General features: G+C 69.7%; 24 protein-coding genes, 2 tRNA genes and 1 pseudogene. 12 read left to right on the plus strand and 15 right to left on the minus strand.

Features of this window, described 5'->3' with window-relative positions:
* Positions 1-13: 13 nt before the first annotated feature.
* Positions 14-859 (minus strand): helix-turn-helix domain-containing protein, encoded by an 846-nt coding sequence (locus tag ACT4N7_RS23235; RefSeq protein ID WP_444830948.1) that lies wholly within the window; start codon positions 857-859, stop codon positions 14-16.
* A gap of 101 nt (positions 860-960) precedes the next feature.
* Here ACT4N7_RS23235 and ACT4N7_RS23240 point away from each other — a divergent pair, with 101 nt between their 5' ends.
* A complete protein-coding gene (locus ACT4N7_RS23240; RefSeq protein WP_444830949.1) occupies positions 961-1,257 on the plus strand; it encodes a hypothetical protein in 297 nt (98 codons plus the stop codon).
* Between the two features lie 3 nt (positions 1,258-1,260).
* Here the strand turns inward: ACT4N7_RS23240 and ACT4N7_RS23245 are convergent, their stop codons facing one another.
* A complete protein-coding gene (locus ACT4N7_RS23245; RefSeq protein WP_444830950.1) occupies positions 1,261-2,487 on the minus strand; it encodes an FAD-dependent oxidoreductase in 1,227 nt (408 codons plus the stop codon).
* Positions 2,488-2,572: 85 nt separating this feature from the next.
* Between ACT4N7_RS23245 and gltX the strand changes: the two genes are divergently transcribed.
* The 7 genes and pseudogenes from gltX (at position 2,573) to ACT4N7_RS23280 (ending at position 9,935) form a co-directional block, all read left to right on the plus strand.
* Complete coding sequence (gltX, locus tag ACT4N7_RS23250; protein WP_444830951.1) at positions 2,573-4,057, plus strand: glutamate--tRNA ligase; 1,485 nt, start codon at positions 2,573-2,575, stop codon at positions 4,055-4,057.
* A 131-nt stretch (positions 4,058-4,188) separates the two neighbouring features.
* Positions 4,189-4,992, plus strand: coding sequence for an HAD family hydrolase (locus tag ACT4N7_RS23255; RefSeq protein ID WP_444830952.1), 804 nt, complete (start codon positions 4,189-4,191; stop codon positions 4,990-4,992).
* Between the two features lie 100 nt (positions 4,993-5,092).
* Positions 5,093-5,164, plus strand: a tRNA-Gln gene (locus ACT4N7_RS23260).
* A 69-nt stretch (positions 5,165-5,233) separates the two neighbouring features.
* Positions 5,234-5,306 (plus strand) — tRNA-Glu (locus ACT4N7_RS23265).
* 262 nt (positions 5,307-5,568) lie between these two features.
* Positions 5,569-5,772, plus strand: a complete 204-nt coding sequence (locus ACT4N7_RS23270; protein ID WP_444830953.1) for a hypothetical protein — start codon at positions 5,569-5,571, stop codon at positions 5,770-5,772.
* A 390-nt stretch (positions 5,773-6,162) separates the two neighbouring features.
* Positions 6,163-9,075 (plus strand): annotated as a pseudogene (locus tag ACT4N7_RS23275) (thiopeptide-type bacteriocin biosynthesis protein).
* Positions 9,072-9,935: a lanthionine synthetase C family protein gene (locus tag ACT4N7_RS23280; RefSeq protein ID WP_444830954.1), complete on the plus strand. Its 864-nt coding sequence runs from the start codon at positions 9,072-9,074 to the stop codon at positions 9,933-9,935. The pseudogene ACT4N7_RS23275 and the gene ACT4N7_RS23280 overlap by 4 nt, the downstream one beginning before the upstream one ends.
* On the opposite strand, the gene ACT4N7_RS23285 is transcribed toward ACT4N7_RS23280, so the two are convergent.
* The 8 genes from ACT4N7_RS23285 to ACT4N7_RS23320 all read right to left on the minus strand — a co-directional run bounded on the left by ACT4N7_RS23285 (position 9,859) and on the right by ACT4N7_RS23320 (position 19,123).
* Positions 9,859-11,112 carry a hypothetical protein gene (locus ACT4N7_RS23285; protein ID WP_444830955.1) on the minus strand — a complete coding sequence of 418 codons (1,254 nt, stop codon included), beginning with the start codon at positions 11,110-11,112 and terminating at the stop codon, positions 9,859-9,861. The genes ACT4N7_RS23280 and ACT4N7_RS23285 overlap by 77 nt on opposite strands.
* A gap of 37 nt (positions 11,113-11,149) precedes the next feature.
* A complete protein-coding gene (locus ACT4N7_RS23290) occupies positions 11,150-11,974 on the minus strand; it encodes a thiopeptide-type bacteriocin biosynthesis protein (protein WP_444830956.1) in 825 nt (274 codons plus the stop codon).
* Between the two features lie 26 nt (positions 11,975-12,000).
* Positions 12,001-13,233, minus strand: coding sequence for a lanthionine synthetase C family protein (locus ACT4N7_RS23295; RefSeq protein ID WP_444830957.1), 1,233 nt, complete (start codon positions 13,231-13,233; stop codon positions 12,001-12,003).
* On the minus strand, positions 13,230-16,325 hold the full coding sequence (locus ACT4N7_RS23300; RefSeq protein ID WP_444830958.1) for a lantibiotic dehydratase: 3,096 nt from the start codon (positions 16,323-16,325) through the stop codon (positions 13,230-13,232). Before ACT4N7_RS23300 ends, ACT4N7_RS23295 begins: the two co-directional genes overlap by 4 nt.
* 98 nt (positions 16,326-16,423) lie before the next feature.
* Positions 16,424-16,597 (minus strand): FxLD family lanthipeptide, encoded by a 174-nt coding sequence (locus ACT4N7_RS23305; RefSeq protein ID WP_444830959.1) that lies wholly within the window; start codon positions 16,595-16,597, stop codon positions 16,424-16,426.
* Between the two features lie 88 nt (positions 16,598-16,685).
* A complete protein-coding gene (gene fxlM / locus ACT4N7_RS23310) occupies positions 16,686-17,927 on the minus strand; it encodes a methyltransferase, FxLD system (protein ID WP_444830960.1) in 1,242 nt (413 codons plus the stop codon).
* 42 nt (positions 17,928-17,969) lie between these two features.
* Positions 17,970-18,251 carry a hypothetical protein gene (locus tag ACT4N7_RS23315; protein ID WP_444830961.1) on the minus strand — a complete coding sequence of 94 codons (282 nt, stop codon included), beginning with the start codon at positions 18,249-18,251 and terminating at the stop codon, positions 17,970-17,972.
* A gap of 314 nt (positions 18,252-18,565) precedes the next feature.
* Positions 18,566-19,123 carry a DUF4254 domain-containing protein gene (locus ACT4N7_RS23320; protein WP_444830962.1) on the minus strand — a complete coding sequence of 186 codons (558 nt, stop codon included), beginning with the start codon at positions 19,121-19,123 and terminating at the stop codon, positions 18,566-18,568.
* A gap of 230 nt (positions 19,124-19,353) precedes the next feature.
* Here ACT4N7_RS23320 and ACT4N7_RS23325 point away from each other — a divergent pair, with 230 nt between their 5' ends.
* Entirely contained in the window at positions 19,354-20,832 is a 1,479-nt protein-coding gene (locus ACT4N7_RS23325; RefSeq protein WP_444830963.1) for a transcriptional regulator, read from the plus strand.
* A 13-nt stretch (positions 20,833-20,845) separates the two neighbouring features.
* Here ACT4N7_RS23325 and ACT4N7_RS23330 read toward each other — a convergent pair whose 3' ends face one another.
* Positions 20,846-21,346 (minus strand): hypothetical protein, encoded by a 501-nt coding sequence (locus tag ACT4N7_RS23330; RefSeq protein ID WP_444830964.1) that lies wholly within the window; start codon positions 21,344-21,346, stop codon positions 20,846-20,848.
* A gap of 78 nt (positions 21,347-21,424) precedes the next feature.
* Here ACT4N7_RS23330 and ACT4N7_RS23335 point away from each other — a divergent pair, with 78 nt between their 5' ends.
* Positions 21,425-22,186: a thiopeptide-type bacteriocin biosynthesis protein gene (locus ACT4N7_RS23335; protein ID WP_444830965.1), complete on the plus strand. Its 762-nt coding sequence runs from the start codon at positions 21,425-21,427 to the stop codon at positions 22,184-22,186.
* A 263-nt stretch (positions 22,187-22,449) separates the two neighbouring features.
* Here ACT4N7_RS23335 and ACT4N7_RS23340 read toward each other — a convergent pair whose 3' ends face one another.
* From ACT4N7_RS23340 to ACT4N7_RS23355, 4 genes are all read right to left on the minus strand, one after another.
* Positions 22,450-22,731, minus strand: a complete 282-nt coding sequence (locus ACT4N7_RS23340; protein WP_444830966.1) for a DUF397 domain-containing protein — start codon at positions 22,729-22,731, stop codon at positions 22,450-22,452.
* A gap of 9 nt (positions 22,732-22,740) precedes the next feature.
* Positions 22,741-22,977: a Scr1 family TA system antitoxin-like transcriptional regulator gene (locus tag ACT4N7_RS23345; protein WP_444830979.1), complete on the minus strand. Its 237-nt coding sequence runs from the start codon at positions 22,975-22,977 to the stop codon at positions 22,741-22,743.
* 194 nt (positions 22,978-23,171) lie between these two features.
* The gene (locus tag ACT4N7_RS23350; protein ID WP_444830967.1) at positions 23,172-23,450 is read right to left on the minus strand and encodes a DUF397 domain-containing protein; all 279 of its coding nucleotides are present in this window, start codon (positions 23,448-23,450) and stop codon (positions 23,172-23,174) included.
* Between the two features lie 36 nt (positions 23,451-23,486).
* Positions 23,487-24,356, minus strand: coding sequence for a helix-turn-helix domain-containing protein (locus ACT4N7_RS23355; protein ID WP_444830968.1), 870 nt, complete (start codon positions 24,354-24,356; stop codon positions 23,487-23,489).
* A gap of 751 nt (positions 24,357-25,107) precedes the next feature.
* On the opposite strand from ACT4N7_RS23355, the gene ACT4N7_RS23360 reads away from it, so the two are divergent.
* Positions 25,108-25,299: a hypothetical protein gene (locus ACT4N7_RS23360; RefSeq protein ID WP_444830969.1), complete on the plus strand. Its 192-nt coding sequence runs from the start codon at positions 25,108-25,110 to the stop codon at positions 25,297-25,299.
* Entirely contained in the window at positions 25,296-25,634 is a 339-nt protein-coding gene (locus tag ACT4N7_RS23365) for a hypothetical protein (RefSeq protein WP_444830970.1), read from the plus strand. Before ACT4N7_RS23360 ends, ACT4N7_RS23365 begins: the two co-directional genes overlap by 4 nt.
* Positions 25,635-25,651 lie beyond the last annotated feature (17 nt).

Raw genomic sequence — 25,651 nt, forward strand, 5'->3', positions numbered from 1 at the left:
GGTGGCCTCCTGGCTAGCCCGCGCCAGCCAGTGATCTGATCAGCGCGAGGGACTTGGCCGGTGCGAGCGCGACCGACTGCAGGTTCTCCACGGCCAGTTTATAGGTGTGCACGTCGTCCTGGTCTTGTACGTATACCGCGCCGTCCAAGTGCTCGGCGTAAGCGATGGACTGGGCTTGAGCAAAGTCGAGCACGTAGAATTGACCGTTTCCCGCAGTATGCGGGCCGTCTTCCGGGCGCAGCACCTGAATCGTGACGTTGGGAAGCTTGGCCAGGCTCAGCATGTGTCGGTACTGCGCCTGGCGCACCCCGGATGTGCCCACGTTGAGGCGTAGTGCGGCCTCGCCGATCACCGCGCGCAGGATTGGCGGATCGTCGTCCGTGAGTCGTTTCGCTCGTGCCTGCCGGAACGAGACGAACCGCTCGCTGTGGTCGCGGCGGACGAAGCCCGTCGCTTCCGTGATCGCTTGTGCGTAGTCCTCGGTCTGGAGCAGTCCGGGCAGCACCATCGGCTCGAACACGAACTCCGCCTCGGCCAGCCCTTCCAGACCGACGAATGTCTTCACCCAGTCCGGCACGACGTGCGACCACGGCGCCCACCACGTTCGGCCGGTGGCACTGCCCGCGAGTGAACTGATTCGGTCGAAGTCGCGGGATGGGGCGCCGTAGAGCGCGAGCAGTTTGGCCAGGTCGTCTGGGTGCTGTTGGTAGCGCCCGTTCTCCATACTGCTCAACTTCGACTTGGAGATGCCCGTGGCGTCGAGCACCTGTTGCGGTGCGAGGGTCGCCTGTTTGCGCATGTTCGCCAGTTCCACGCCGATCAGCCAGCGCAGCGCGGAGGGGTCGTTCCTGACAGCCATGCGGTGATCCTCTCGCACCCGAGGCGATACCGCATCACTCAATCGTGTGACTCGTGCCGCTAAACGTTTCGCGCTAGGTTGGTGGCAACCAAGGAGGCACAATGACGTCCGACGAGCGCACCATGGAGTCCCTGCACGAAGCCGCGCTGCACGCGGCGCCCAGGTTGTTCGCGTTGTACGGGCTCTACAGCTACCGATTCGGCGCCGATGACGACGGCGTGTTCCTGGGCTGGGGCATGGAGTTCGACGAGCCCGCCAAAGCGATCATGTGGGACCCGGACGGCTCGACGTTCATCTCCGGTTCGGCCGACCAGTTGCTCAGCACGCACAACCGACTGGGCGATGCCCACTTGGTCTGGCTCACCGGCCCCGACGCCGTCCCGGTCGAGACTGGGTGACAGTCAGCGGCGGGCGAAGTCCGGGGTGCGTTCGGTGCGGACACCACGGCCGATGACGCGGGCCGGAATCGGCCGCAGCCACCGAACCCTCGACACCAGCCGCAGCGGCAGCGGTGGGCGACTCGCGCCCGCGATCTCGATGCGGCCCTCCAGCGCGGGTTTGAGCGCACGAGCGTGCAGAACGCGTTGCATGGTCTGCACCACGACCGTCGGCAGCAGTCGCCGCCTGCGTATGGCCGCGAGGTCCCTTGTGGACAGAGTGCCGCGCAGCAACGGTGTGGCCAACAGGCTTGCGGCGGCGACGGCGTCCTGCACGGCGAGGTTGATGCCGACCCCGCCAACCGGCGACATCGCGTGCGCGGCGTCGCCCAGGCACAGCAGGCCGTCGATGTGCCAGCGGCGCAAGCGATCCAGCTTGACGTCGAGCACCTTCACGTCGTCCCACGACGCCACCGAATCGACCCGGTCGGCGAGCCAGGGGGCGACCTCGACCAGGTTGCGCACCATGTCCCCGATCGGCGTGCGGCGGGCGGCGGCATCCGAGCCCTTGCGGATGAGCGTCGCGCACTGCCAGTAGTCGCCGCGGTCGATGAGGATCGCGGCGCGGGCTTTGCTGATCAGGCCGACGATCCCGCGCGGATCCCCGTCCGCGCGCGGCAGCCGGAACCACCACACGTCCATCGGCGTCGGGTAGGACTTCGGCGTGAGTCCGGCCGCCGCGCGCAGCACCGACGCGCGTCCGTCACAGGCCACGGTCAGGTCGGCCGCGATCCGGCCCGTCTCGCCGTCCTTCGTCTTGTAGGTGACGCCGGTGACCAGCCCGCGCTCGCGCACCAGTCCGGTCGCCTCGGTGCGCATCCGCAGGCTGAACGTCGGCTCCTTGGCCGCCGCGTCGGCCAGCAGGTCGAGGAAGTCCCACTGTGGCACCATCGCGATGAAGTTGTTGCGGCCCGACAACAACGTCAGGTCGGCCACCCGCGCCGCGCCGCCGCGGAACGGGACCATGACCTGCTCGATCCGGCTCTGCGGCAGCGCGGCGAACGCCGGGCCGAGGCCGAGGTCGTCGAGCAGGTCGAGGGTCGGCGGGTGCACGGTGTCGCCGCGGAAGTCGCGCAGGAAGTCGTCGTGCTTCTCCAGCACCGTGACCTCGATCCCGGCCCGCGACAGCAGCAGCCCCAGCACCATCCCCGCCGGACCGCCGCCGACGACGCACACCGTGGTGTGGCCCATGACCCCTCCTATTTCAACGGTAGTTGAATAACTCCACCATGCACCCGGGAACCCCGGCGGTCAAGGGCGATACCCTCATCGGGCTATGAGCACGCCACCCGCAGGTACCCCAGTCCGAGCCCGCTTCTGCCCGTCACCGACCGGCACCCCGCATGTCGGGCTCATCCGCACCGCCCTGTTCAACTGGGCTTTCGCCCGGCACAGCGGCGGCAAACTCGTCTTCCGCATCGAGGACACCGACGCCGCCCGCGACTCCGAGGAGAGCTACACCGCACTCCTCGACGCGCTGCGCTGGCTCGGCCTCGACTGGGACGAGGGCCCCGAGGTCGGCGGCGACTTCGGCCCGTACCGGCAGAGCCTGCGCGGCGACCGCTACGCCGAGGTGGTGCGCAAGCTCACCGAGGCGGGCGAACTCTACGAGTCCTTCTCCAGCAACGAAGAGGTCGAGCAGCGCCGCAAGGCCGCCGGGCAGGACCCGAAACTCGGCTACGACAACGCCGACCGCGACCGCACCGCCGACCAGCGCGCCGAACTGCGCGCGCAGGGCCGCGAACCGGTGCTGCGGCTGCGGATGCCCGACCGCGCGATCGGCTTCACCGACCTGGTCCGCGGCGACATCTCGTTCCCGGCGGGCAGCGTGCCCGACCCGGTTCTGGTGCGCGCCAACGGTCAGCCGCTCTACACCCTGGTCAACCCGGTCGACGACGCGCTCATGCGGATCACCCACGTGCTGCGCGGGGAAGACCTGCTGCCGTCCACGCCGCGCCAGATCGCGCTCTACGAGGCGTTGCAGCGGGTCGGGGTCGCGGAATTCACCCCCCACTTCGGGCACATGCCACTGGTGCGCGGCGAAGGCAACAAGAAACTGTCCAAACGCGACCCGCAGGCGGACCTTTTCGCCTATCGCGACCGCGGATTCGTGCCCGAGGGAATGCTCAACTACCTCGCGCTGCTCGGCTGGTCCATCGCCGACGACCGCGACATCTTCACCATGGCGGAGATGGTCGAGGCGTTCGACATCGGCAAGGTCAGCTCCAATCCCGCGCGCTTCGACCTGAAAAAGGCCGAAGCCATCAACGCCGAACACCTGCGCGCGCTGGACACCGCCGAATTCGTGCGCCGGGTCGTGCCTTATCTGATTTCCGCGGGCGTATTCCCGGCCGAGCCCGATGCCGCGCAACTAGCCACGTTGGACGCGATCGCGCCGTTGGTGCGGGAGCGGCTGATCGTGCTGTCCGACGCCGCCGCGATGGTGCGCTTCCTGTTCGTCGCCGAGGACGAGTTCGCCCCGGAGGAGGAGTCCGCCGCCAAGGCGCTGGGTCCCGACGCCAAGCCGGTCCTCGACGCCAGCATCGAGGCGCTCACCGCACTGCCGGAGTGGACGACGCCCGCGATCGAGGCGGCGCTCAAGGCCGCGCTGATCGACGGCCTCGGCCTCAAGCCGCGCAAGGCTTTCGCCCCGGTCCGCGTGGCCGTGTCCGGTCGCACGGTGTCCCCGCCGCTCTACGAGTCGATGGAGCTGCTCGGTCGCGACCGCACCCTCGGCAGGCTGCGCGGCGCACTGGCGTAACGGCTGCACGGCAATCCGCGATAAGCCTTATTCGGCCTTGTCGCGGATTGTTCGTGCTTGACCGTGTCAGAAGCCGAAGTTCACCTAGCCAGACGAATCGGCGGGCCCCGTCGGCGACCTAGCCTCGCTGGATGACTTCAATGCTCGCGCCAATTGGCTTACCCGTCCCGCCCGCAGGCGCGGAGCTGACCGAGGTCCACCGGCCGCCGACAATTCACGCGGTCTGCCTCGACGTCGACGACACCGTGATCGATTTCACCGGCTCCGCCCGAATGGCCCTCGCCGAATTGATCGGCCGCGACGACCTGTGGCCCGCCTGGCAGCGGGTCACCGACGAGTACAGCGCGCGCGCTGTGTCCGGTGAACTCGACCACGACACCATGCGCCACGCCCGCACCAAGGCGTTCCTCGCCGACCTCGGCACCCTGCTCGACGACGAGGCCGTTGCCGTGCTGGAAGATCGCAGGCTGGCGCGGATGACCGGCGCCTGGCGCCTGTTCGCCGACGCCCTGCCGTGCCTGGACTGGCTGCGCGCGGCCGGTTTCAAGATCGCCGCGGTGACCAACGCCTCCGGCCCCCACCAGCGCGCCCGGCTCGCCGGCCTGGGCCTGTCCCGATTCTTCGACTCCGTGGTCAGCGCAGGTGAACTGGGCGCGGCCAAGCCCGACCCGGTGATCTTCCACGCGGCCTGCGCCGAGCTCGATGTCACACCGGCGCACACCCTGCACATCGGCGACCGCCTCGACCTCGACGCCGTCGGCGCCCGCGACGCGGGCCTGCACGGTGTCTGGCTGGACCGGACCGGCGCGGACGATGTCGCACCCGCCGATGTGCACGTCCTGGAAACCCTCGCCGACCTGCCAGAACTCCTGGTCTCCGAGTTCCGCACACCGACCTTGACCAGCGCGTCCGGCGTGCCAGCACCGCGCGCGTAGGGGCCGATTTCTCCCCTGGCGGGGGTGTGGTCTAACATCTTCCCCGGCGAGAGACACAGCCGGTTCGGCCAGTTCTGGACCGCCTGATCTCCATTGCCATTGGGGTATGGTGTAATTGGCAGCACGACTGATTCTGGTTCAGTTAGTCTAGGTTCGAGTCCTGGTACCCCAGCGCAGAGAGTCCATCGGACGCCTGATAGGCTCTCTGTCAAGAAAGATAACTGAACACAACGAAGTTCCTGGCCCCGTCGTCTAGAGGCCTAGGACGCCGCCCTCTCAAGGCGGTAGCGCGGGTTCGAATCCCGTCGGGGCTACAAGCAGGTGGCGGTCTATTACGCGGATGCACATCCGCTGGTAGGCCGCCATTTTCGTCGGTCCCCGCTCATACTCGACATCCTCTCCCGGCCGATCAGGGGAGAGGACGCGTGACATGGTTCGTGCCATGGTGGACCCGGCGTACCGTGGTTCCATGGGGGGAGCAGGGGGGAACCCTCCTGGGCGCTCGCGTCCACGGGGAACATTCCGACACTGCCGAGTGGGTCGTTGCGGGTTCGGGTCTACTCCCGGGTGGATGTGTTGACCGGCCGGGATCTCTACCGGACCGAGGTGCCCGCTGGTCCGGCTGCCGCCGAGCGCGCGGAGGAAGTACGCGGCAAGTTCCTGCGGCTGGTGGCCGAGGATCGGCAGCCCAAGACCAACGCCACTGTCATGGTGCTGATCGGCGAGCACCTGAAGGTGGCCGAGATGGGATTGCGGAACAAGGCCACGTTGGAGGGCTAAGCCCGCAAACACATCGAGCCGTTCATCGGCCATCTCAAGGGCGGCGAGTTCAAGAGCAAGGCATTGGCCGACTTCTACGCGGAGCTTCGGCGCTGCCGCGACCACTGCAGCGGTCCGCCCGCGGTGAAGCATTGCACGAGCCGGGCACATCGGTGTGCCGGCAGGTGCGAGAAACATGTGTGCAGACCGTTGGCCGCGTGGACGATCCGCAAGATTCACTACCTGATGAGCGCCGCGTTCGAGTCGGCCAGGGAATGGGAGTGGATCACGGTCAATCCCCTCGCGACGGCCAAGCCGCCCGCGGACCCGGACCCACCGTCATCGCAGGAGGCGGCCCGGATCGTGCTGGAGGCGTGGCGGCAGGGATTCGGCGCGCTGATCTGGCTGGCCATGACCACCGACGCCAGGCGGGGCGAGGTATTGGCCTTTCGGTGGAAACACGTGCGCGTTCTGCACAAGGCCGACCGGCCCCACGACTGCCCGGAACACGGGCGCGAGTGGACGCTGACCATTCGCCAGGCCCTGGCGCAGGACGGGCGGTCGGTCTGGGAGAAGGACACCAAGACCCACCAACGGCGCGACATCGCGTTGGACCCGGACACGATCGCGGTCGCGCGGGTCGATGGCGGGTGGCTCACCGCTGTGATCACCCGGCTGGAGGCGTGCGACACGCTGCGGCAGCGCCTGTCTGTCGCGGTCACCATCGTGTGCTGGCAGCGCGACGGACGCCTGATCACTGGGTTGCGCCAAGCGCCCGGAACCACAACCGGCACCCAGCCTGCCGGGGTGTCCCTGCGCCACACCCCGGCGATCGCCCTCATCCTCGACGCCGCCCGAGCGCCGGTCCCGGTCGCGGACCTGGTCGACAAGCTGTCCGCCGAGTTCCCCGGAACGCCGCGCCCGGCGATCGACCGGATGCTGGCGCACCTGATCGCCGAAGGGGTGCTGATCAGCAGCCTGCGCCCGCCCATGACCGCCCCCGACCCGCTGGCTCACCTGCTCGATCAACTCGACATGGTCGGCGCCGACCAATTCCCGCAGGCCGGGGCGATCGTGCGCGACCTGCGCGCGGTCGCCGCCCTGCTCGAACGCCACACTGCCGCTTCTGCGACTGGTGAGCGCGAGACCGTGACTGCCGCGATGACGGCGGTCGCGGCGGTCGACCGGCCGTTGATGGTCGACCTGCGTTGCGACCTGGACCTGACCTTGGCCCCGGTGGTCGTGAGGGAGGCCGAACGGGCGGCCGCCGCGTTGTCCCGGCTGACCCCGCACCCGCTCGGTTCACCGATCTGGCGCGACTACCACTCTCGCTTCCTGGAGCGCCACGGTGTCGGCGCCGCGATCCCCGTCCTGGACCTCGTCAACCCGGACACCGGACTCGGTTTCCCTGCCGGATACAGGGACTCCCTGCTGCAGCGCCCCACCACCGGACTGGCCGAGCGGGACACCCGTCTGATCGCCGTGGCACAGCAGGCCGCGCTGGCCCGCACCTTCGAGGTCACCCTCGACGAGGCCCTGCTGGCCGACCTGGAGACCGAGGGGCGGGCGACGGCGACAATGCAGCCGCACACCGAGTTGGCGTTCCGCCTGCACGCGGCCACCCCGGCCGCTATCGACCGAGGCGAGTTCACCCTGGTCGTCGCCGGGGTGTTCCGCGGGGCCGGGGCCACCACCGGCCGCGTCCTGAACCTGCTCGACCCAGCAGACCAGCGGCGCATGACCGGCGTCTACGCCGGACTCCCCACCGTCAGAGCCGAGGCGCTAAGCGCCCAGTTGTCCTGCCCGCCGCTATTCGCGGCGACCGAGAACGTCGCCCGCCACCCCGCCCTGCTGCCGCACACGCTGCCGATCAGCGAACACCACGCACCCGCGGACCTGCGGCTGTATCTGGACGACCTTGCCGTGATCGGCGAGCCGCACTGTCTGGTCCTGTGGTCACAGTCACGGCAGCGCCCGGTCGAGCCCGCACTGTTCAGCGCGGTCGAGTTCACCAACCTCACCCACCCGCTCGCCCGGTTCCTCGCCGAACTCCCGACCGCCAGGACCGCGGTCTGCACCGCGTTCGCCTGGGGACCGGCCGCGACCCGCATGCCGTTTCTGCCTCGCCTGCGCCACGGCCGCGCGATTCTGGCCCCAGCCCGCTGGATCGTCACCGCCGCCGAACTTTCCGGCCCGGACGCGGCCTGGCCTGCCTGGGTCGACGGCGTCGCATGCTGGCGCGAGCGTGCGATGATCCCGGACAGGGTGTTCCTCGGCAGTACCGACCAGCGCCTGCCCCTTGACCTCACCGAACCCGCCCACCTGCGGCTCCTGCGCGACCACATCGACCGGCGAGGCCGCGCCACCCTCCACGAAGCCCCCGACACCGGCGCGCTCGGCTGGATCGGCGGCTACGCCCACGAGATCGTCGTCCCGCTCGCCACCACAAGCGCGCCCTCGCCCGCGCGCACCACACTGGTGCACCCGGTCAAGCGGGACCACGGGCACCTGCCTGGCGCGGGGCAGTGGCTATTCGCCAAGCTCTACGCCCACCCCGACCGGCACACTGCCGTCCTCGGCCACCTCCCCGACCTGCTGTCCACATGGGACACCATGCCGTCGTGGTGGTTCCTGCCCTACCGCGACCCCGACCACCATCTGCGGCTGCGGCTGCCGCTGGCCCACGCCGACGACTTCGGCCCGGCCGCCCGCAGGGTCGGGGAGTAGGCCGCCGGTCTGCGCGGGCTCGGCCTGATCAGCATCCTGCAACTGGACACCTACCAGCCCGAGACCGGCCGCTTCGGCCCGGACGCCGCCATGGCCGTCGCCGAGAGGGTCTTCGCCGCCGACTCCACGGCCGCCCTCGCCCAGCGCGAACACCGGACTCTGGTGAACGGGGCTGACCCGTCCGCGCTGACCGCCGCGAGTCTGGTCGACATCGCCGTGTCCCTCCTCGGCGACACCGCCGCCGGGATGCGCTGGCTGTCCGACCACATCACCACCGAACCCGCACCGGCACCTGACCGGCCCGTCCACACCCAGGCCACCCGCCTCGCCGACCCCACCGACGACTGGGCCGCGATCCGCGCCCTGCCCGGCAGCACCGGGCTGACCAGCGCCTGGCAGGCCCGACGCGCCACGCTGGCCGCCTACCGGGACGCCCTCACCGCGGCCGGGATCGCCCCGGAGACGGTGCTTGGGTCGCTGCTGCACCTGCATTGCCTACGCGCCAACGGAATCAACCCCGACACCGAACGCGTCTGCCACCGCCTCACCCGCGCCGCCGCCCTGAGCTGGACCGCCCGAACCCGAGGAACCCGATGACCACTCGACTGCGAGCCACTGAGGACATCGTCGACCAGTTCGTGCGGGATCTTGCCGACCCGGCCACGGTGTCCACCGAGCGCAACCAGCATCGGCCGGTGCCCCAGTCGCTGGCCAACGGCGCCGCAGGCATCGCCCTGCTCCACGCCGAACGCGCCCGCACCGGCCACGGCGACCCCGCCACCGCACACGCCTGGCTCACCGCCGCGACCGCCGACGGCGTCGACGCCGGACCACAATCCAGCCTGTTCTACGGCGTCCCCGCACTGGCCCACGCCATCCATGTCGCCGCCCACGGCACCGACACCTACCAACGGGCCCGCACCAACCTCCATGCGGCCACCACCGCACTGACCCGCGCCCGCCTGGACCAGGCGCACGCGCGCATCGACCGCCGCGAACGCCCCGCCCTCGCCGAGTTCGACCTGATCCGCGGCCTCACCGGCCTCGGCGCCTACCACCTGCACGTCGACCTGGACCACGAGGTCACCGTTGCCGTCCTGGACTATCTCGTCCGGCTCACCGAACCCCTCCCCACCAGCGGCGAGTTACCCGGCTGGTGGACCGGCCTGGCCCCCACCGGCCGCCCATCCCCGAACTATCCGAAAGGCCACGGCAACTTCGGTCTCGCCCACGGCATCGCCGGACCGCTGGCCCTGCTCGCTATGGCCAAGCTCAACGGCCTGGCCGTCGCCGGGCACACCGACGCGATCAACCGCATCCAAACCTGGCTCGACACCTGGACACAACACGGCGAGGCCGGGCCGTGGTGGCCCCGCATCATCACCCCCGACGACATCGACCGCGGACACCCCAGCGGCACCGGGCCGGGGCAGCCGTCCTGGTGCTACGGCACCTAGAAGGCTCCGCCGCGTTTCCGGTGCACCTCGCGCCGCCACGGGGTTCCGTGGTCGCCCTTGGCGATTCGAGCATCTGCGTGAGGTGCGCCTCGCTGGTCGTGACAGCCTCGTTGAGGTCGTCGATGAGGTTGGTTGGCATGGTTGCGTGGCGGAGTCTGGATGACTTGAGGGTCGCGGCAAGCGTGCGCCGGTGGGCTTCGGTCAGCACCAGGCGGGATATGTTGTGGGACAGCACATCCCAGGCCAGGTAGGCGTCATCGGAGTCGACTGTCTCCCGCATGACTCTGGTGGCGATGGCCGGTGCTTCACTGCTGTTGTCGGCGCTGGCGAGGTCGAGTACGCACAGCCCGAGTCGGGTGCGGAACACCGCGTGCTGTGGTGCCGGGTCGAGTTGGAGGTAGTGGTTCACCATCGCGGCGACGGCGGAGCCGGTTGGTCGGTGGTCGGTGCGCAGGCGCAGGTACGCGGCGACGGCTTTCTCCCAGGGTTCGGGCGTGGCGCTGGAGTCGAGGAGGTCGATGGCGCCGTCGACGTCGCCGGTGGCGCAGCGGGCAAGGACCGCGACCTGGCGGCCGTCGAGCATCCTTGTGCCGATGCCCTTGTGCTGTTCGACGTGCCGCAGCGCGTCGTCCCATCGGCCTGTGGTGGTGAGTGCCCTGGTGCCGTCGGCCAGGAGCACCGCCCACAGGAACTTGCGCAGTTCCCGGCGCTGCTCGTCGCCCTCGACGAAACCGCTGATGTCGATGGTCCTGCCGTCGATCGTCGTGGTGCCGGGGGTTCGCATCGCGTCGTAGATGGTGCGGAAGACCTGGTAGGCGCGGCCACCGTGGCCGGTGCGGATGAGGAGCCTGCCCAGATTGACAATTGGTTGCAGGGCGAATTTCCCGGTCCTGGCTGTCAACGGTCTGGCAGCGTTGAAGATGTCGAACTGCCGCCAACACAACTGGTGGGCGAGGTCGGGCAGGTCGCAGTCGCTGAGGATGAGCGCGGCCTTGTTGTGCGCTTCGGCGGCCGAGCCGATGCGGTCCTCGTGTGTGCCGTGGGATGCCGCGTGCGCCAGGTCGCGAATCTCGTTGACGCGCTGCGCGAGGTCGCGGCAGGGTGGCCGTGGGCGGGGCACGAGCGGAAACCACTCCGCGACCCGCCCGCGCGGAACCTCGTGACCGGGTGCGTCCACGGCGCTGTTCCTCCCCCTTGATCGTCGTGCTGCTGGTCTACTGGTCGAGGACGACGGCTTTCGCGGTGTGTGCGAGCAGGCTCTGGGTGGCGTGGGGAAGTCCGATGCGGTTCCACGCGAAGATCACGTGCTGGGCGAGCACCGCGCGCAGCCCCCGCCGCAGGATCCCGTTGCGGGCCAGGCCTCCGAGGGTTGTGCCCGCGCTGGTGAACGCGGCGTCCCAGTCGGCGAGGAAGGCCAGCGACCCGCCGTCGCTGATCAGGGTCGCGGTGTCCACACTCATCAGCCGCCGCAGGCCCGGTTCCATCGCGCGGAGGCGATCCGCCGGGGTGTCCGGTGGCAGGGACCGGTGCTCGCCGACGCGGGCCCAGACGTCGCCTTGTTCGTGCCAGTCCTGCCCGGCACCGCGCAGCAGGGCCGAACACAGCAGGATCGACAGTTCGCGACGCTTGTCACCGCCGCCGGGCTGTGCGGCCACGTGGTCGCTGGTGAGGTGGTTGAGGATGTGGCGGCTGTCCTGGTGGAACAGGGTGTGGGCGGTGTCCATCGCCTCGATGCCGCCGAACGCGTACGTCTCGGGTTCGTAGATCGTCTCGACCCACCGCGCGATATGCCCGGCCTGCTGCAGGGCGTCGAGTCGCTGGTGGATGACGGTTGTCGCCTCCAGCGCGGTGGCCTCGTCCGCGGTCTGGAACCGGACCCGCCAGCAGGGGGACTTCCGGACGAAGAACCAGGCTGTGATCAGCCCGGTTGACTCGGCGTCGGACAGCACCGGGGCGAGGCCGGTGGCCGCGACGCGTTCGGCGGTGCCCCAGGGGTCGAAGTGGATGAACACCTGCCGCCACAACGGGTTCACGGTCACTCTCTTCTCGATACGATCGGGTCGCTTCAGGCCATGAGCAGGAAGGCGTCCCAACTCGTGAGCGGGACGGCGCCGGTTGCGGCGGTGTGCAGGGCCAGGGCGATGCCGGTGCGGCCGTCGAGGAGTTCCGGGTCGTCCGGGGCCGTGCTGAGCTGGGTGAGCAACCGGGCGGTCAGGTTCGGGAGTTCGCCCGCGAGATCCGGTGTGGGGGCGTCGGCGGCCATGCGGCACGCGGTCTGGAGCATCCCGGAGGTGCCGTGGCAGAGACCGGGGTCGGTGAGGCGGTCGAGTTGGGCCGGGTCGCGTAGGCAGGCGAGCATCGCCGCCTCGGCGCCGTGTTGTCGGGTGGTGTCGCTGGTGGCGAGGCCGGCGAGTTGCTGGGCTCGGGCCACACCGGGAGTGCCGTAGCACCAGGAGGCCCGCTGGTTGGACTGCTCGATGTGTCCCTGGAGAGCCTGGTCGAGGGTGATGTATCCCGGCCACCACCGGCCGCCCGGACGGTCCTGCGCCCAGGTGTCCAGCCAAGTGCATATTCGCCCGATGGCCTCCATCTGGCCGTTCACCGTGATCCCGCGCTGAAGTCCGAGGGCGAGCACGGTGAGCGGGCCGCATATGCCGTGAGACATCCCTTGGTTGCTGTGCCCGCCGGGGAAGTCGGGCGATGGCGCTCCGTTGGGGGAGACGTCGGTCCACCAGCCAGGCAGGCCGTCGGTGCGGCCGAGGGGTGGTTCGGTCAGCCGCACGAGATAGGCCAGGACAGCCCTGGTGATCTCGTGCTCGGGGTGGCGTCGCAGGTGATGCGCGCCGAGCCCGGCGAGGCCGCGGATGAGGTCGAACTCGGCCAGGGCGGGCCGCTCACCGTGCTCGATGCGGGCGTGGGCGGTGTCGAGTCGGCGGCGGGTCAGCGCGATGACGCTGGTGTCGAGGTCGGCCAGCGCCCGCGCGTACTGGCCAGGCCGCGCTGCGGCCGCGTGGGTGACGAACGCCAGGGCAGGTGTCCCGAAGTACAGGCTGGCGTTGCCCCCGGCGCTCAGGGCGTCGCGTGCGGCGACGGTGAGCCAGGCGTGCGCGGTGGCCGGGTCGCCGTGGCCGGTGCGGGCGCGTTCGATGTGCAGCAGCGCGATGCCCGCCGCGCCACCGGCCAGTGACTGAGGTCGGCGGCGGCCGACGCCGCCCATCCCATAGACGGTGTCGGGGTCGGCCAACTGTGTGGCGATGGCAGTGGCGGCGGCGAGTGCCTGTGGGTTGGGGTGGCTCATGAGGCTGCCTCGGTTCGACTGGTGATTCGCCTGGTCCAGCTCAGGGCCGCGGTGCGGGCCAGGCGCCCGCAGACGCGTTCGTGATCCGGGGAGACCCCGGCCATGCGCACGTGGTGCAGGTGCAACAGGTCCGCCAGGACGGTGTCCGCGGCGATGCCGTGCGCGGTGAGCGCGGCCCGGTAGACGGTCAACGCCGTACGGCGTCGCGTCCAGGTGGCCGCGACGCGGTCTCCCCCGGGCAGCGCCCGCAGGGCGGCCTGCTCGTGTGGGTTGGCCAGCCGGATCGCCTCGTCGTGCACCTGACGAGCGGGGGCGGGGACGGAGGGCACTCGAACGTGGTCGATCAACCATGCCAGCCCCGCACCGACGTCGCCGGTGACGCCGATGGCGAGGTCGACCATGCTCGCGGCGACGAGCGCGTCCTGATGTGGGCCGTCAGGGTGACTGGCTGCGGCGAGTTGGGCGATGGCGGCGGCGGAGTCGGCGGCGAACACGGTCTCCGCCGCGGTCATGGCCGCGCCGTGGCCGAAGCGCCCGGTTTCCGGGTAGTAGGTGTCCCAGTGGACCTGCCCGATCAGGCCCTTCTCGCGGAGTCCGGCCGTCCAGGCGCCGACCCTGGTGGCGACATGCCCGAAGTCGCTGCCAGGGTCGATCTGAATCCGCAGCCGCAGATGCGGGTCCGGGTCGTGGTAGCGCAGAAACCAACACAGCGACTGGTCGTCCAGTGTGGACAGCAGGGCGGGCAGGTGGCTGGTGAGGATGGTGTTGTGCCGATCCGGGTGCCCGTAGAGCTTCACGTAGAGCCAGCCCCCGGCGGCGGGGAGGTGCCCGTGCTCCCTGCTGATCACCTGGCGCGGCCACTCCCGCCGTGGGACGGGTTCAGTGGTGGCGGCGAGTGGGATGACGATTTCGTGGGCGCGTCCGTCGATCCAGTCGAACGCGCCGGCATCGGGTGCTTCGCGCACCGGGACCTGCCCGGCGCGGTCGAGTTCGGCGCGCAGCAGGTGCTGGTGGGCAGGTTCGGCCAGGTCCAGGCGCAGGCGGCGATCGCTCTCGCCGACGTAGACCTCGTCCGGCACCCGGTAGCTGCGCTGCCAGTTGCCCAGACTGTCCGCCCAGTCCCGCCGCGAGGCATCGGGGCCGGGCAGGTCGGTGGAGGTGAGTAGCCAGCGGGCCGGGGACAGGATGGTGCGCCGGTAGCGCAGCCGGGGCAGGAACGGCAGTCGGGCTGCTGCTCCCCAGGAGAACGCGGTGCATGCCGCGGTGCGGGCGGTGCTGACCTCGCACAGGAACCGCAGCAGCGGGTGGCTCTGCTTGGCGAACTCCACGGCGCTGAACAGCACCGGTTCCACCGCGCGCCTCCGCGAGCGCGACACCAGGTATAGCCGCCGCGCATCAGCGGTAACCGCGAGGTCGCCGAGCAGGACCTGCTGTGTGCCCGGGTGCTGGGCCGGGTGTTCGGCGAGGGAGAGCACATTCGGCAGCACCGCGGGGTTGCGGGCCACGTTCTCGGCGCGCGGATACAGCGGCGCCGCCGACGCCTGCACCAGCAGCGCGTCCTCGGTGATGGTGGGAAGTCCTTGGTATGCCTTCGAGATCCGGTCGCGGTCGGCCGGATGGAACAGGTCGAGGAACCGTCCGGCCGAGACGCCTGCCGCGCGGGACACCCCGGTGACAGCCAGCTCGAAGTCGCCATGGTGAAGGGCGTCGAGGGTGGACGCGTGAACACGGACCCGGAGTTGGGTGTGCGGTTGCACGGTGGCGCAGGCGAGGTCGTCGACCGCCAGTTCCGCGATCAGCGCCTCGTCGAGCACGATCTCCTGGTGCCCACGCATCACCGCGTTCTGAACCAGGGCGAGAAGCGCGGTGTCGCGGTCGGACAGGGGGCGCTCGGCGGGCGGGGGCAGGCGGGAATCCCGGTATCCGGCGGGATAGCCCAGGCCGGTGTCCGCGTTGACCAGCTCGATCACCGGGACAAGGCCGTCGACTCCAAATCGTTCGAGGAATCGCCCGTGGTAGCTCTGCCAACTCGGCGAACCGAACGGTTCGGGGGTCAATCGGACCAGCACCGCGGCGGCGGCCTCCGTTTCCCGAGCGACGATCTCCGGCAACACCACGTCGGCGTCCAAGCGCAGGTCGAGCGCGACAGGGCGGTCGCTGCGTGCGGTCGCCGCCATCGTCGTTGACGTCGAGTCGCGGAGCTTGTGGTCGAGCGCGAACGCGGTCGCCTGGTCGTGGGTGCTCAGGTCGGCGTGGATGCCGCGCAGCGTGGCCAGCAGGTCCCTCGGTCCGGCCGCAGTGTCGACGTCCGCCGCGGCCAGGGCCTCGATGAGGTGGGCCAGCGGGTCGGTCGAGGTCGTGGGCGAGCGCAGGCTGGTGATCAGGATGCCGTGCGTGACCAGATCGGCCAGCACCCGGTCGATCACCGATGCCGACGTGGTCGGATATTCCGACGACAGGGTGTTCGCCAGGTCGCCCAGCACGACCGGGGTCCGCGCGGCGGCGATGATGGTGCCGAACGCGTCGAGGTAGCGGACCGACACCTCCGTGGGCGTGCTGTCGGCGCCCCCCTCGGCTTGCCGGTAGCTGATCACGAGTTTCCCGTCGCGGACGAACGCGACGTTGTTCACCACGACCGACAAACGCCGCCGTAGTTCGGGGTCGTTCTCCAGTCGGGTGATCACAGTGGTGAGCCAGGTCGTGTCGACTCGCGTGGCCACCCGGTGCTCGTCGCCGACGCGCGCCACCACCGGGGTGCCGAAGGCGACCGGCGCTACTCCGGCGAACAGCCCGAACAGTGTCACCCGGCCGCCGCAACGCAGCAGATACCGGGCGGTCGAGAGCACCGCGCGGCGGATCTCCCGGTCAGGGCGGGGCTTGCCGTCGCAGATCTCCTGCACGCGGCGGGCCAGGACGGGGCTGGCGACCTCGACGGCCGCCGCGAACTCGGCGGGCGTCCACACCTGGCGCAGCCACAGCCGCCACCTGGTGATGCCCTCGGCGCTGGTGTCGGTCAGGTCCGGCCATTGGGCAGGCACCGTGGGCAGTTGCGCTGCCGCACGCACCACGGCGGCGTCGACGAACCGGTACATTCCTTGCTCCCCACAACGGAAAGCCTGTGCCCGGCGGCGCGAACGCCCCGCCGGGCACAGACCCTGTCCCGGAATCAGATGATCGACGCGATGTCGCCCTACGGGCAGGAGTTGCAGGCCGACTCGCACGTCTGGCCGCAGTTGTCGTCGGTCAGCCGCAGCAGGTCATCGACGACCCCGCCCGCCTCCACGATGGTGATGTCGAGATCCCAGTCCGAGTCCGTCGCGGGCGTTCCCGCCTGCGGGGCCAGGTGATCCAATTGTGCGGTCACAGAACCTCCTTTGTTGTTGGTGATGGTGTTTCTCACTCCCGGGTTCCCCGTGCGGCACAGGTCGCCCCGGGGTCAGCTCCCGACCCGGTCAGGGCCAGAAGATGACAACTCGGGTGTGGATCTTGTCCACGACCAGCCCCTTGCCGAGCTCCGCTTCCGGGGTCGCGGCCGGATACACCTCGATCCGCGCCCCGGAACCGTGGCGGTGGTCTCGGTCCCACGCGCGCAGCCACTCGACGTACTCCTGCGCGAGAGCGTCGGCGTCCGGACCGTGTGCCAGCACCCCGGTCTCGAACTCGTCGGTACCCTCGATCCGACGCTTGGTCCGGTAAGCGAAGCTGCCGCCCCGCACCGTGGTCGGCACACCCCGGATCGCCGCCGGACCGACCAGACCGCGCTCGATCGGCCCCTTGGTCGCCGTGAGCAGACCGAAGACCGGCGCCGTGGTGCCGACGAAGAAGTCCATCCCGTCGACCTGGTCGAACACCACACCCGACCACCGTTGCACGCGCGGGGCGTGCAACGCCTCCCGCAGCCGGTCGGCGTCGATGTCCTGGTCACGGTCGACCCGGATACCGACCTCATCCCCGTCCAGCGCCACCATGTACTCGGTGTGGGCGCCCTCGCCCTGCATCGGGACGAACCCGCACAGCCGGTAGCTCTGGCTCACCAGACGATCCCCGTCGCGGTCGAACGCGATCGACCGGGTCAGGCCGCGTAGCCGCAGCGGAACAACGATGCGTCCGCGCTCGGTGAGCTGGTTGACCCAGGTCGCGGGGATGTCCCACGCGCCCGTGGTCACGATGATCCGGTGGAACGGGGCGCGATCGGCGACACCGTGCGCGGCGTCGGCCAACACCACCTCGACCTTGTCGTACCCTGCGGCGGTGAGGTAGCGCCGAGCGCGGTCGACAATGTCGGGATCGATGTCAACCGAGGTCACCTCCCCGGCCTCGCCGACAAGTTCGGCGATCAACGCCGCGTTGTAGCCGCCCGATCCGATCTCCAGAACCCGCATACCAGGCCCAATCTCGGCCTGTTCCAACATCATTGCCTGAATATCGGACGCGGACACCATGCTGGTGGCCACGCCGAGCACGTCCCGCTTGGTGTGCAGCGTGGTCACGGTGGCGTAGGCCCGCTCCAGTGGTTCGCCCGGTGCGAACAGGTGCCGGGGAACCGCACCGACGGCGTCGGCGACGCGGTCGGTGCGGATCACTCCGATGTCGCGCAGTTCGCCGACCATCGCCGAGCGGAGCGCATCGGCATGCGCGGACTCGGCGGTGTCTGGGGTGCCGCGGTCGACACCGTCATCTCGGAGTGTGTTCATACGATCACTCTTCCAGCTCTCCTTGGGTTGAGATCGTCCGGATCAGAAGGTGCTCACACCGGCCACGCTCGGTCTCCCGGCGGAGGGTGCGTGCCTGCGTGTCACCTGGGTTGTGGTCGCCTCGGCAGTGATGAGGTGTTGGTGGGCGGTGGTCCAGACCGAGCAGGGATGTTGGCGGGGGCGCAGCCACCCCGAGCACTGCGGGCAGCGGCCGTGCTCGTTGGGCCGGTGCTCGGCCAGCAGCGTTCGCCACGCCAAGGTCAGCCTGATGATCTCGGTGTCCGCCAAGGCAGCGCGGGTCGCCGTCGCCGGCCAGGATCTCATCCATCGTGGGGCTCCTCGGTGAGCCGGGCGTGCGAGTGCGGCCGTGAGTGGGCTCGGGGTCGGCGGCCACAGGCGTGGATGCAGATCCTGGGGTACCAGCACGTCCACGACGATCCCGGCGTCGTGCGGTGTGCGGCGTCGGAGAATCTGGCGCAGGGCCGGGATTGGGTGGAGCACAGCGGACCGGCCCGGGTTCGCGCGGGGGAGGCAGGTGCGCGCTCATGTCGTCGATCGCCTTCGCCAGGCGGCCGACCGGGCTGTCTTGCGCGACCAACGATGACGGCCACGATGCCTCGCAACCCGATCGGGCGCGTTCACGTCGCGGCCGCCGGCCCGGCCAGGGTTTGGTAGCGGGGCAGACACCGGCTGCCGGTGCGCAGGTCGGCGAGGAGGTCGTCGTAGGCGGTGGCCAGTTCGCCGAGTTGGTGCCAGGCCAGGTGAATCTGTGCGCGGGCGACCGCTCCGGCGTCGTTGTCGGCGTTGTCGAGCAGGTGCCAGCGCATCCACGCGCACGCCACCCGGTCCACGAGCTGCCCGAGGGTTTCGGTGTGCAGGCGCCCGATGCGGTGCTCGGTCAGATCGGTGGCTGCCCAGACGTCGATGCGGTCGATCAGCACCGCGCGGGCGGCGTCGGCGGCGTTGATCGCGCGGGTCGCGGCGGCCACCACGTGTTCGTCGGCGTGCGGGTCGCAGGTCAGGTGCTGGGCCTCGGCCCGCAGCCAGTGGTGGGTGGCCAGCCCGGCGGCCGGGGTGAGCACCGGGTGTTCGGCCGGGGTGCTGGTGAACGCCCGCACCACGACGTTCGCTTTGGGCGGTGTCGGATGGTCGTCGAGGGGTTCCGCAGCGACCTTGTCCCCGATCGCGGTAGTCACGCCGCCGACCTCCTGTGTCCCGTGTTCGGTGTGTGATGCGGTTTTGTGCTCTTATGGAGCGGGGCCTCGACACCGGTCGCGGCCCGTCACGCTGGTGAAAATGCGATGGTCTGAGTCCACCAGCCCGCACCATCGGAAACGACCACGCCCGGAACCCACCCTGAACCCAGAGAGGGGACATTCAGGGGACATTCCGGGACTGAGCGTGGTTGAGCGTCTACCGTGTGCGCATGGCGCAGCGTGTCGACGCCCGCATTCCCAATGCGGCCCTGATCCAGCTCCGGGAAGACGCCGGGCTCGCCCAGCAGGACCTCGCTCAGGAACTCAACGACCTCGCGGCCCGCAAACACGCGAAGCACCCACAGATCACCAAGAAGACCGTCGGCCGCTGGGAACGCGGCGAAGTCGGCCTGCCCCAACCGTTCTACCGTCGGCTGCTGGCCGAGTACTTCGACGTCGCCGTCGATGAACTCGGGTTCCGCCGCGTGCGCCGGGCCGTCCCCGGTCCCGCCAGGGGCTCGGAGGAGCTGCTCACCCTGGTCGCCGTGCCCGGCCGCCTCGAACCGCGTGTCGAGGCTGATCAGCGCCAGTGGCGCCACGTTCGGACCGGGCTCAACGCCCACCGTCACGGCCTGGCCGTGCTCGCCCAGCAGCTCTACCCCGACCACCAGGTACAGGGTCTGGAAGCCACCGGCGTCATCGCCCACCCCTCATGGATCCCCGACCAGCCGGTCCCGCTCGGCGGCCTCGCGCTCGAACTGGACACCAGCGCGCCCGAGCCGGTCATCGTCGGAGACGAGCGGGAAACCGCCGCCATCCGGCCGCTCGCGTCGACCGAAGCCCGCTACCGCCGCTACCACCACGCCGTGCGGGACCTCGCCGCGCCGAGGCTGTTCGAGAACCGGCTCTGTTTCCGGCTGCTCGGCATGGACTGGGCCGACCCGACCCTGCGGATGCAGTTCGGGCAGATGGGGTTCTTCGACTCCATCGACATCAACGAAGCCCTCGCCCACGAAACCGCCCTGCACCACCTCGGCTCCACCGACCAAGACTCACTTGCCGGCAAGGCGTCCTGGCGACGGCTGGCATTCCGCAAACTCATCGGCGACCCCGCAGACCTGTCCCGCAGGCCGATGATGGGCGCCATCGGCACACTCACCATCCGCGGCGGCGACTCACCCAGAGTCGTTCTGCACCAACGCGACGGCGCACGCGTCGCCGGAGGCGGCGGCATGGCCCACCTGCTCCCAGCGGGAATCTTCCAACCCTCCAGCTACGTGCCCGCCGCGGTCGACGCCGACTTCAGTCTCTGGCGCAACATCCAACGCGAGTACGCCGAAGAACTCCTCGGCCACGACGAATACGACGGCAGCGGACGCCCGATCCACTACGACGAACTCGAACCTTTCATCACCATGGACAGCGCCCTGGCCGACGGCCGCATCCGCGTCTGGTGCCTCGGTATCACCCTCGACGCTCTCACCCTCTGCGGGGACATCCTCACCGTCGCCGTCATCGACCCCGACCTCTACGACGACCTGTTCGGCGACGCGGTCAACAGCAACGCCGAGGGCACCGTCCCCGCCCACGCGTTCCCGTTCGAGGCCAACACCCTGCTGCGACTGCGCGAACTCGGCCAACTCTCCCCAGGAGCCGCAGCCGCCCTCCACCTCGCATGGCGGCACCGAGCCACCCTGCTCCACCCGTAGTCGTGAACCCCACTCAGCGCACCGCGAGGGATACGGCAGGTCTCGACGCGCGGTGGCCATGTGCACCGAGTCCAGCGGCGAAACGGCTGTAGTGGAGTTGGGCGCCCGCGAGCCGGATCCTGGCCTCGGCGCTGATCAGCCGCTGAGTGACCGCCTCGGCCGGGTCATCCAGCAACAGGTAGGCCGTCGGGATGTCGTGACGGGCAGCAGCCCCACGGACGAAGTCCAGAGCGAGGGTGCTGGAACCGACCCCAGGATGAGCACCGGGCGCCTCGACCGGGTCCTCGAAAGCCGATCCGGTCGCTGCTGTCCAGTGGTGCGCCGATGTCGGTGAAGCTGCCGCCCAGGACCCGGCCTGCTCCACACCACCGCCCGCGCCGCCGCCGACGCCATCAACCCCGCTCTCGCCGCACACCTGCCCGCGCTCACCGAACGGCTCCTCGCCCACCTGGACCTGGCCGACGCGGGCACCGAACTGCTCGACGGACGGGCCGGAGCCGCCCTCGCCCTCCACGCCGCGATCACCGGCACCAACCCGGCCACCCGCTGGGACGCCTGCCTGCTGCTCGCCTGAACCACCACCGGACACTCCATGGACGCCGACATCGACACCGGACCCGCCGACACCGGTTGGACGCAGGTGACCGTGCGGATCGACGACTACGCCACCGCCGAACACGTCGGCACCACCCACCTCGGCCCGCTCATGTCCACTGCCGAGGACGCCGGCCTCATCACCTGCTGGTGGTTCGTCCGGAAGAACCCGCACTGGCGGCTGCGCTGGCGACCCGCGCCCCACGCAGCACACGCCGCAGACCACACCGTTCGGCAAGCGCTGAACACTATGCGCACCAACGGAACCATCGCTGAGACGACCGAGACGATCTACGAACCCGAGATCCACGCCTTCGGCGGCGACACGGCCATGGACCTGGCCCACCGCCTCTTCCACGCCGACAGCCGCCACCTTCTCCACCATCTCGCCGGTGACCACGGCCGCCGTCCGAGCCGTGGCGACAGACGGCGTGAGCTGACGATGTTGCTGTGTAGCAACCTGATGCGCGCCGCCGGGCAAGACTGGTACGAACAGGGCGACATCTGGGCTCGCGTCGCCCACAACAGGCCGCTACCAACCGCCAGCCCGGCAGACCAGATTAGAGTCGCCCTGCCTGGTCTCCAGCGGCCGATGACCGTCGATGGCGGCCCGGCCAGTCCGCTGTTACAGGCTGGTGGATCTCTGGGCCACATCGCCGGTTGGGCTGCCGCGTACGACACAGCCGGACGGCACTTGGGCACCTGGCCAGTGCCGGAACACTCCGACGAGGCGTGCGTGCCGTCCTGGCTCACCACGTGATCTTCCACTGGAACCGCCTCGGGCTGACCCATGAAACCCAGGCCCTGCTCGCGCACACCGCCAAGTCGGTCGTCCTGGACATGTGAGCGTCGATCGGAGCCGGTCTAGCCAGGAACGTCGATGAAGGGCAACCCGACAGCGGCCAGCGTGGTCTGGAGGTTGATGCGAGTTGTGTGGGTCCGAGAGACCCATCGTGGACGAGGTGACTTCTCCGCATACGAAAGCGGCCCCCGACGAGGTGTCGGGGGCCGCGGTGCGCTTGGTCAGCGGTCGAGGCGGCCGGCCTTGGCCGCGGTCAGCAGGTCGGCCAGGTCGACGCCCAGGGTGGCGCCCGCCGGGTTCTTGCTGTCGCGGACGGCGCCGATGTTGGCGAGTTCGACGCAGTTGCTCTCATCCCCGCTGCGGCTGCTCTTGCGCCAGGCAATTTCCACGCAATTGCCCTCGTTCATGCTGTAGCTGCTCTTGCGCCAGGCGATCTCCACGCAGTTGCCCTCGTTGCCGCTGCGGCTGCTCTTGCGCCACGGCCCGAACATGTTCTCAGTCATCCGCGGTCCTCACTCTCGTTCCAGATCGCTCGCGATCGACCGCAGCAGGCGCACAGATGCCTGCTCGTCCAGCGCGAGATCTGCCAGCTTCTCCGCGGTCAGCCTATAGAGCGCGACCTTGTCCTCGTCGTCCAGAAACAGGCCCGTGGTCCTGTCCTCGACATGGACGACCGTCGGGTCCGTAGCGAAGTCCATGATCAAAAACTGGCCGTGCAATCCGGGATGCTCGACGACAGTGGCCGGGATAGAACTCGTGGGCGCTGGGGATCAGCAGGGGGGCGGCGAGACCGGATGGCCGGGGGGCATCGCCGAGTGGCAGGTCCGGGCACGCGACGACGAACCCGACCAATCACGACAGCGCAGGTGCACGCCCCATCGCGGTCGATCGCCGTTCGGCGGGTGTGCCCGGACGCCCAACCTCCGATCCAGAATGTGGCCGATCAGTTGGCGGCGGTGTGGGTCGCCGAGAGTTCGGTGACGAAGGTGAGCCACCGCGGGTGACCGAAGACCAGCTTCGGTCCGTCGCTGTTCTTGCTGTCGCGCACGCCCACGTCCCGCGTCGAGTGCGCGACTTCGACGCAGGCGTTGTTGCCGCCTTCACTGAAGCTGGACTTGCGCCAGTGCCCGACCTCGACGCAATTGTTGTTGCCGCCGTTGCTGAAGCTGGACTTGCGCCACATCCAGTGGCCCGAGGTGTGCTGGCTCTCGGTGTCGCTCATCGGTGGACTTCCTTCCGGTGCGTGCAGTGTGTGCGGTTACGACGGCCGCGACAGCGCACGCAGGAACGGTCGGGTCTGCTCCGGCCCCAGAGCATGGACCCGCTGGTGTTCCCAGAACGTGGCGAACCTGGTTAGGTTCTTCTCGTCGTGCAGGAGGTCGCCGCCGTCGTACTTCTCAACGTACGTCACCTGGACCGCCGGATCGGAGTCGAACCCGAAGATCACGTAGGTCTCCTCCTGGCCCGGGTAGTAGCCGTGCCGGAACGGCGCGACCTGCACCTCGATGTTCGGCCGGTCGAGCGCCTCCATCATGTGACGGGCCTGGCCCTCCAGGACCGTCGAGTCGCCGTCGACGTTCTCCAGGGAGCGCAGCGCCGCCTCGTGGACGACGAACCAGAAGCTCTGGTCGGCGTTGTCCAGCACGGCTTGGCGTGCCAGTCGGTTCTCCGTGTACTGGTCGATCTGGTCGCGGGTCAGTGAAGGACGGAAGGCGCGGAAGATGTAGCGCATGTAGTCCTCGGTCTGCAGCAGCCCGGGAATCACCATGCTGGTGTGTTCGGAGCGAGTTGCTGCTGTGCCCTCCAGGTCGATTACGGAGCGCATGTCGCCCTCGAAACGGTTGCGCAACGCGCTCTTGCGGCGGGGTGGGTTCTTCTTGCCCAGCACGGCCAAGCGGTGACAGTCCTCGCGGGTCGCCGCGTCGGCTTTGTACAGATCGAGCAGGCTGTCCAGGTCGGGCGGGCTCGTCGAGCTGGTCGCACCCTCGAAGTAGGCGACCTTCGACTGCGACCAGCCGTAGTACTCGGCGGCCTGCTTCTGCGAATAACCCGCGCCGTCGCGCAGGATCGCCAGCTTGCGACCACAAATGATCTTGTAGACCAGCGGTGGCAGCGGACCACGGCTCATCGAGTCGACCTCCTCCGTCGGTGTCGGGCCAGGTGCGTCACGGACCGTAGCAGGAACAGGTTCACCCGAACGATTGAAGATAACTCTGCATATGCAGTGCTACGTTCTTTCGTGTCGTCCAGTTTCGCGCACCGGAGGGAGTACCTGGATGCATAGCCATCTTAGCGCCGTAGGTTGGCCGGACACCGCCCGGGGCGGGAGGACCGGGCGAGGGGACTCGCCGGCAGGTGGTGGCCCGGCGACCAGTGGCGCGTGCAGCGCGGTCGCCGGGCGTGCGCGTCGCCACCGGCCCCCCGCCGGCGGGCGGCTGCACCACGACACGGCCAACGCGCGGTCGTGTCGTGGTGCGGCTGTGCCCTCGGCGGTACACCACGACAACCGAACCAGGGTGTCCCATGTGGACTGAATGGGTCGCGGCCGGTGTGGTCACGCTTGTCACGCTCGCCCGGTTGGTGGTCCACCGATTCGATCACCCCACCGTGCTGGGCGACCGCACGTTCGTTGAACTGTCCACAGTGGAAGAACCGGCCAGGGGCGTCAGACGTCGGAGGTGGTGGTGATGGGCGTGGTTCCGTTGTTGTGGTTGCTGACGGTCGCCGCAGGGGCATGACTGTGGTTCGGCTCGTCGGGTTGGTGCGGGGTGGGCGGCGGGACAGGTCGGATCGGGCCGCCTACGCCTCGGTGGTGGCCCGTGCGCGGGCCGCGCGGACCCGCCCGCTGTTGGTGCCTGGTTGTGGCGGGGGGTGTGATGATGCCCGGTCCTGACCGGCTCTCGCTCGATCAGTGGCGGCAGGTCGCCCGCGCGGTGGTGGGTTTGCCCGCGAGCCGGGTGTTCCGCCTGTCGGATCTGGGCGATTGGCACGACGCGCTGGAGCAGGCCGCCCAGGCCCGCGGCGCGGCGGCCGTGCTCGACGGCTTGAGTCAGGACGGGGGCCCGCGATGAGTCCGCCACTGCCGGCCGCGTTGCTGTTGCCCGCGTTGCGTTCGGTGCGGCGTGGGGAGATTGTCGCCACGACCCGTACCGGGGTGCTGCACCACCGCAGCGTCGAGTTGCCGGTGGACGCGTTCACCGCGTTGGTCGTCGCGCGCCGGGAGCGCTTGGTGGAGTTGGCCGACGAGCGTGATCCGTTTGACGGGTGGATACCGGTGCGGCTGACCGAGATCGGACAGCTGCTGCTGCGCCGCTGGACCACCCGCACCGCGGGCCCGCCAACCCCCGCACCCGAGGCGCGCCCGCCCGGTGTCGCCGCGTCGCGTCGCCGGCCCACCGGCCGATAGCGGGAGCGGAGACGACT

Origin of the sequence: Actinokineospora sp., from assembly GCF_052390155.1 — a bacterium.
Lineage (GTDB): Bacteria > Actinomycetota > Actinomycetes > Mycobacteriales > Pseudonocardiaceae > Actinokineospora.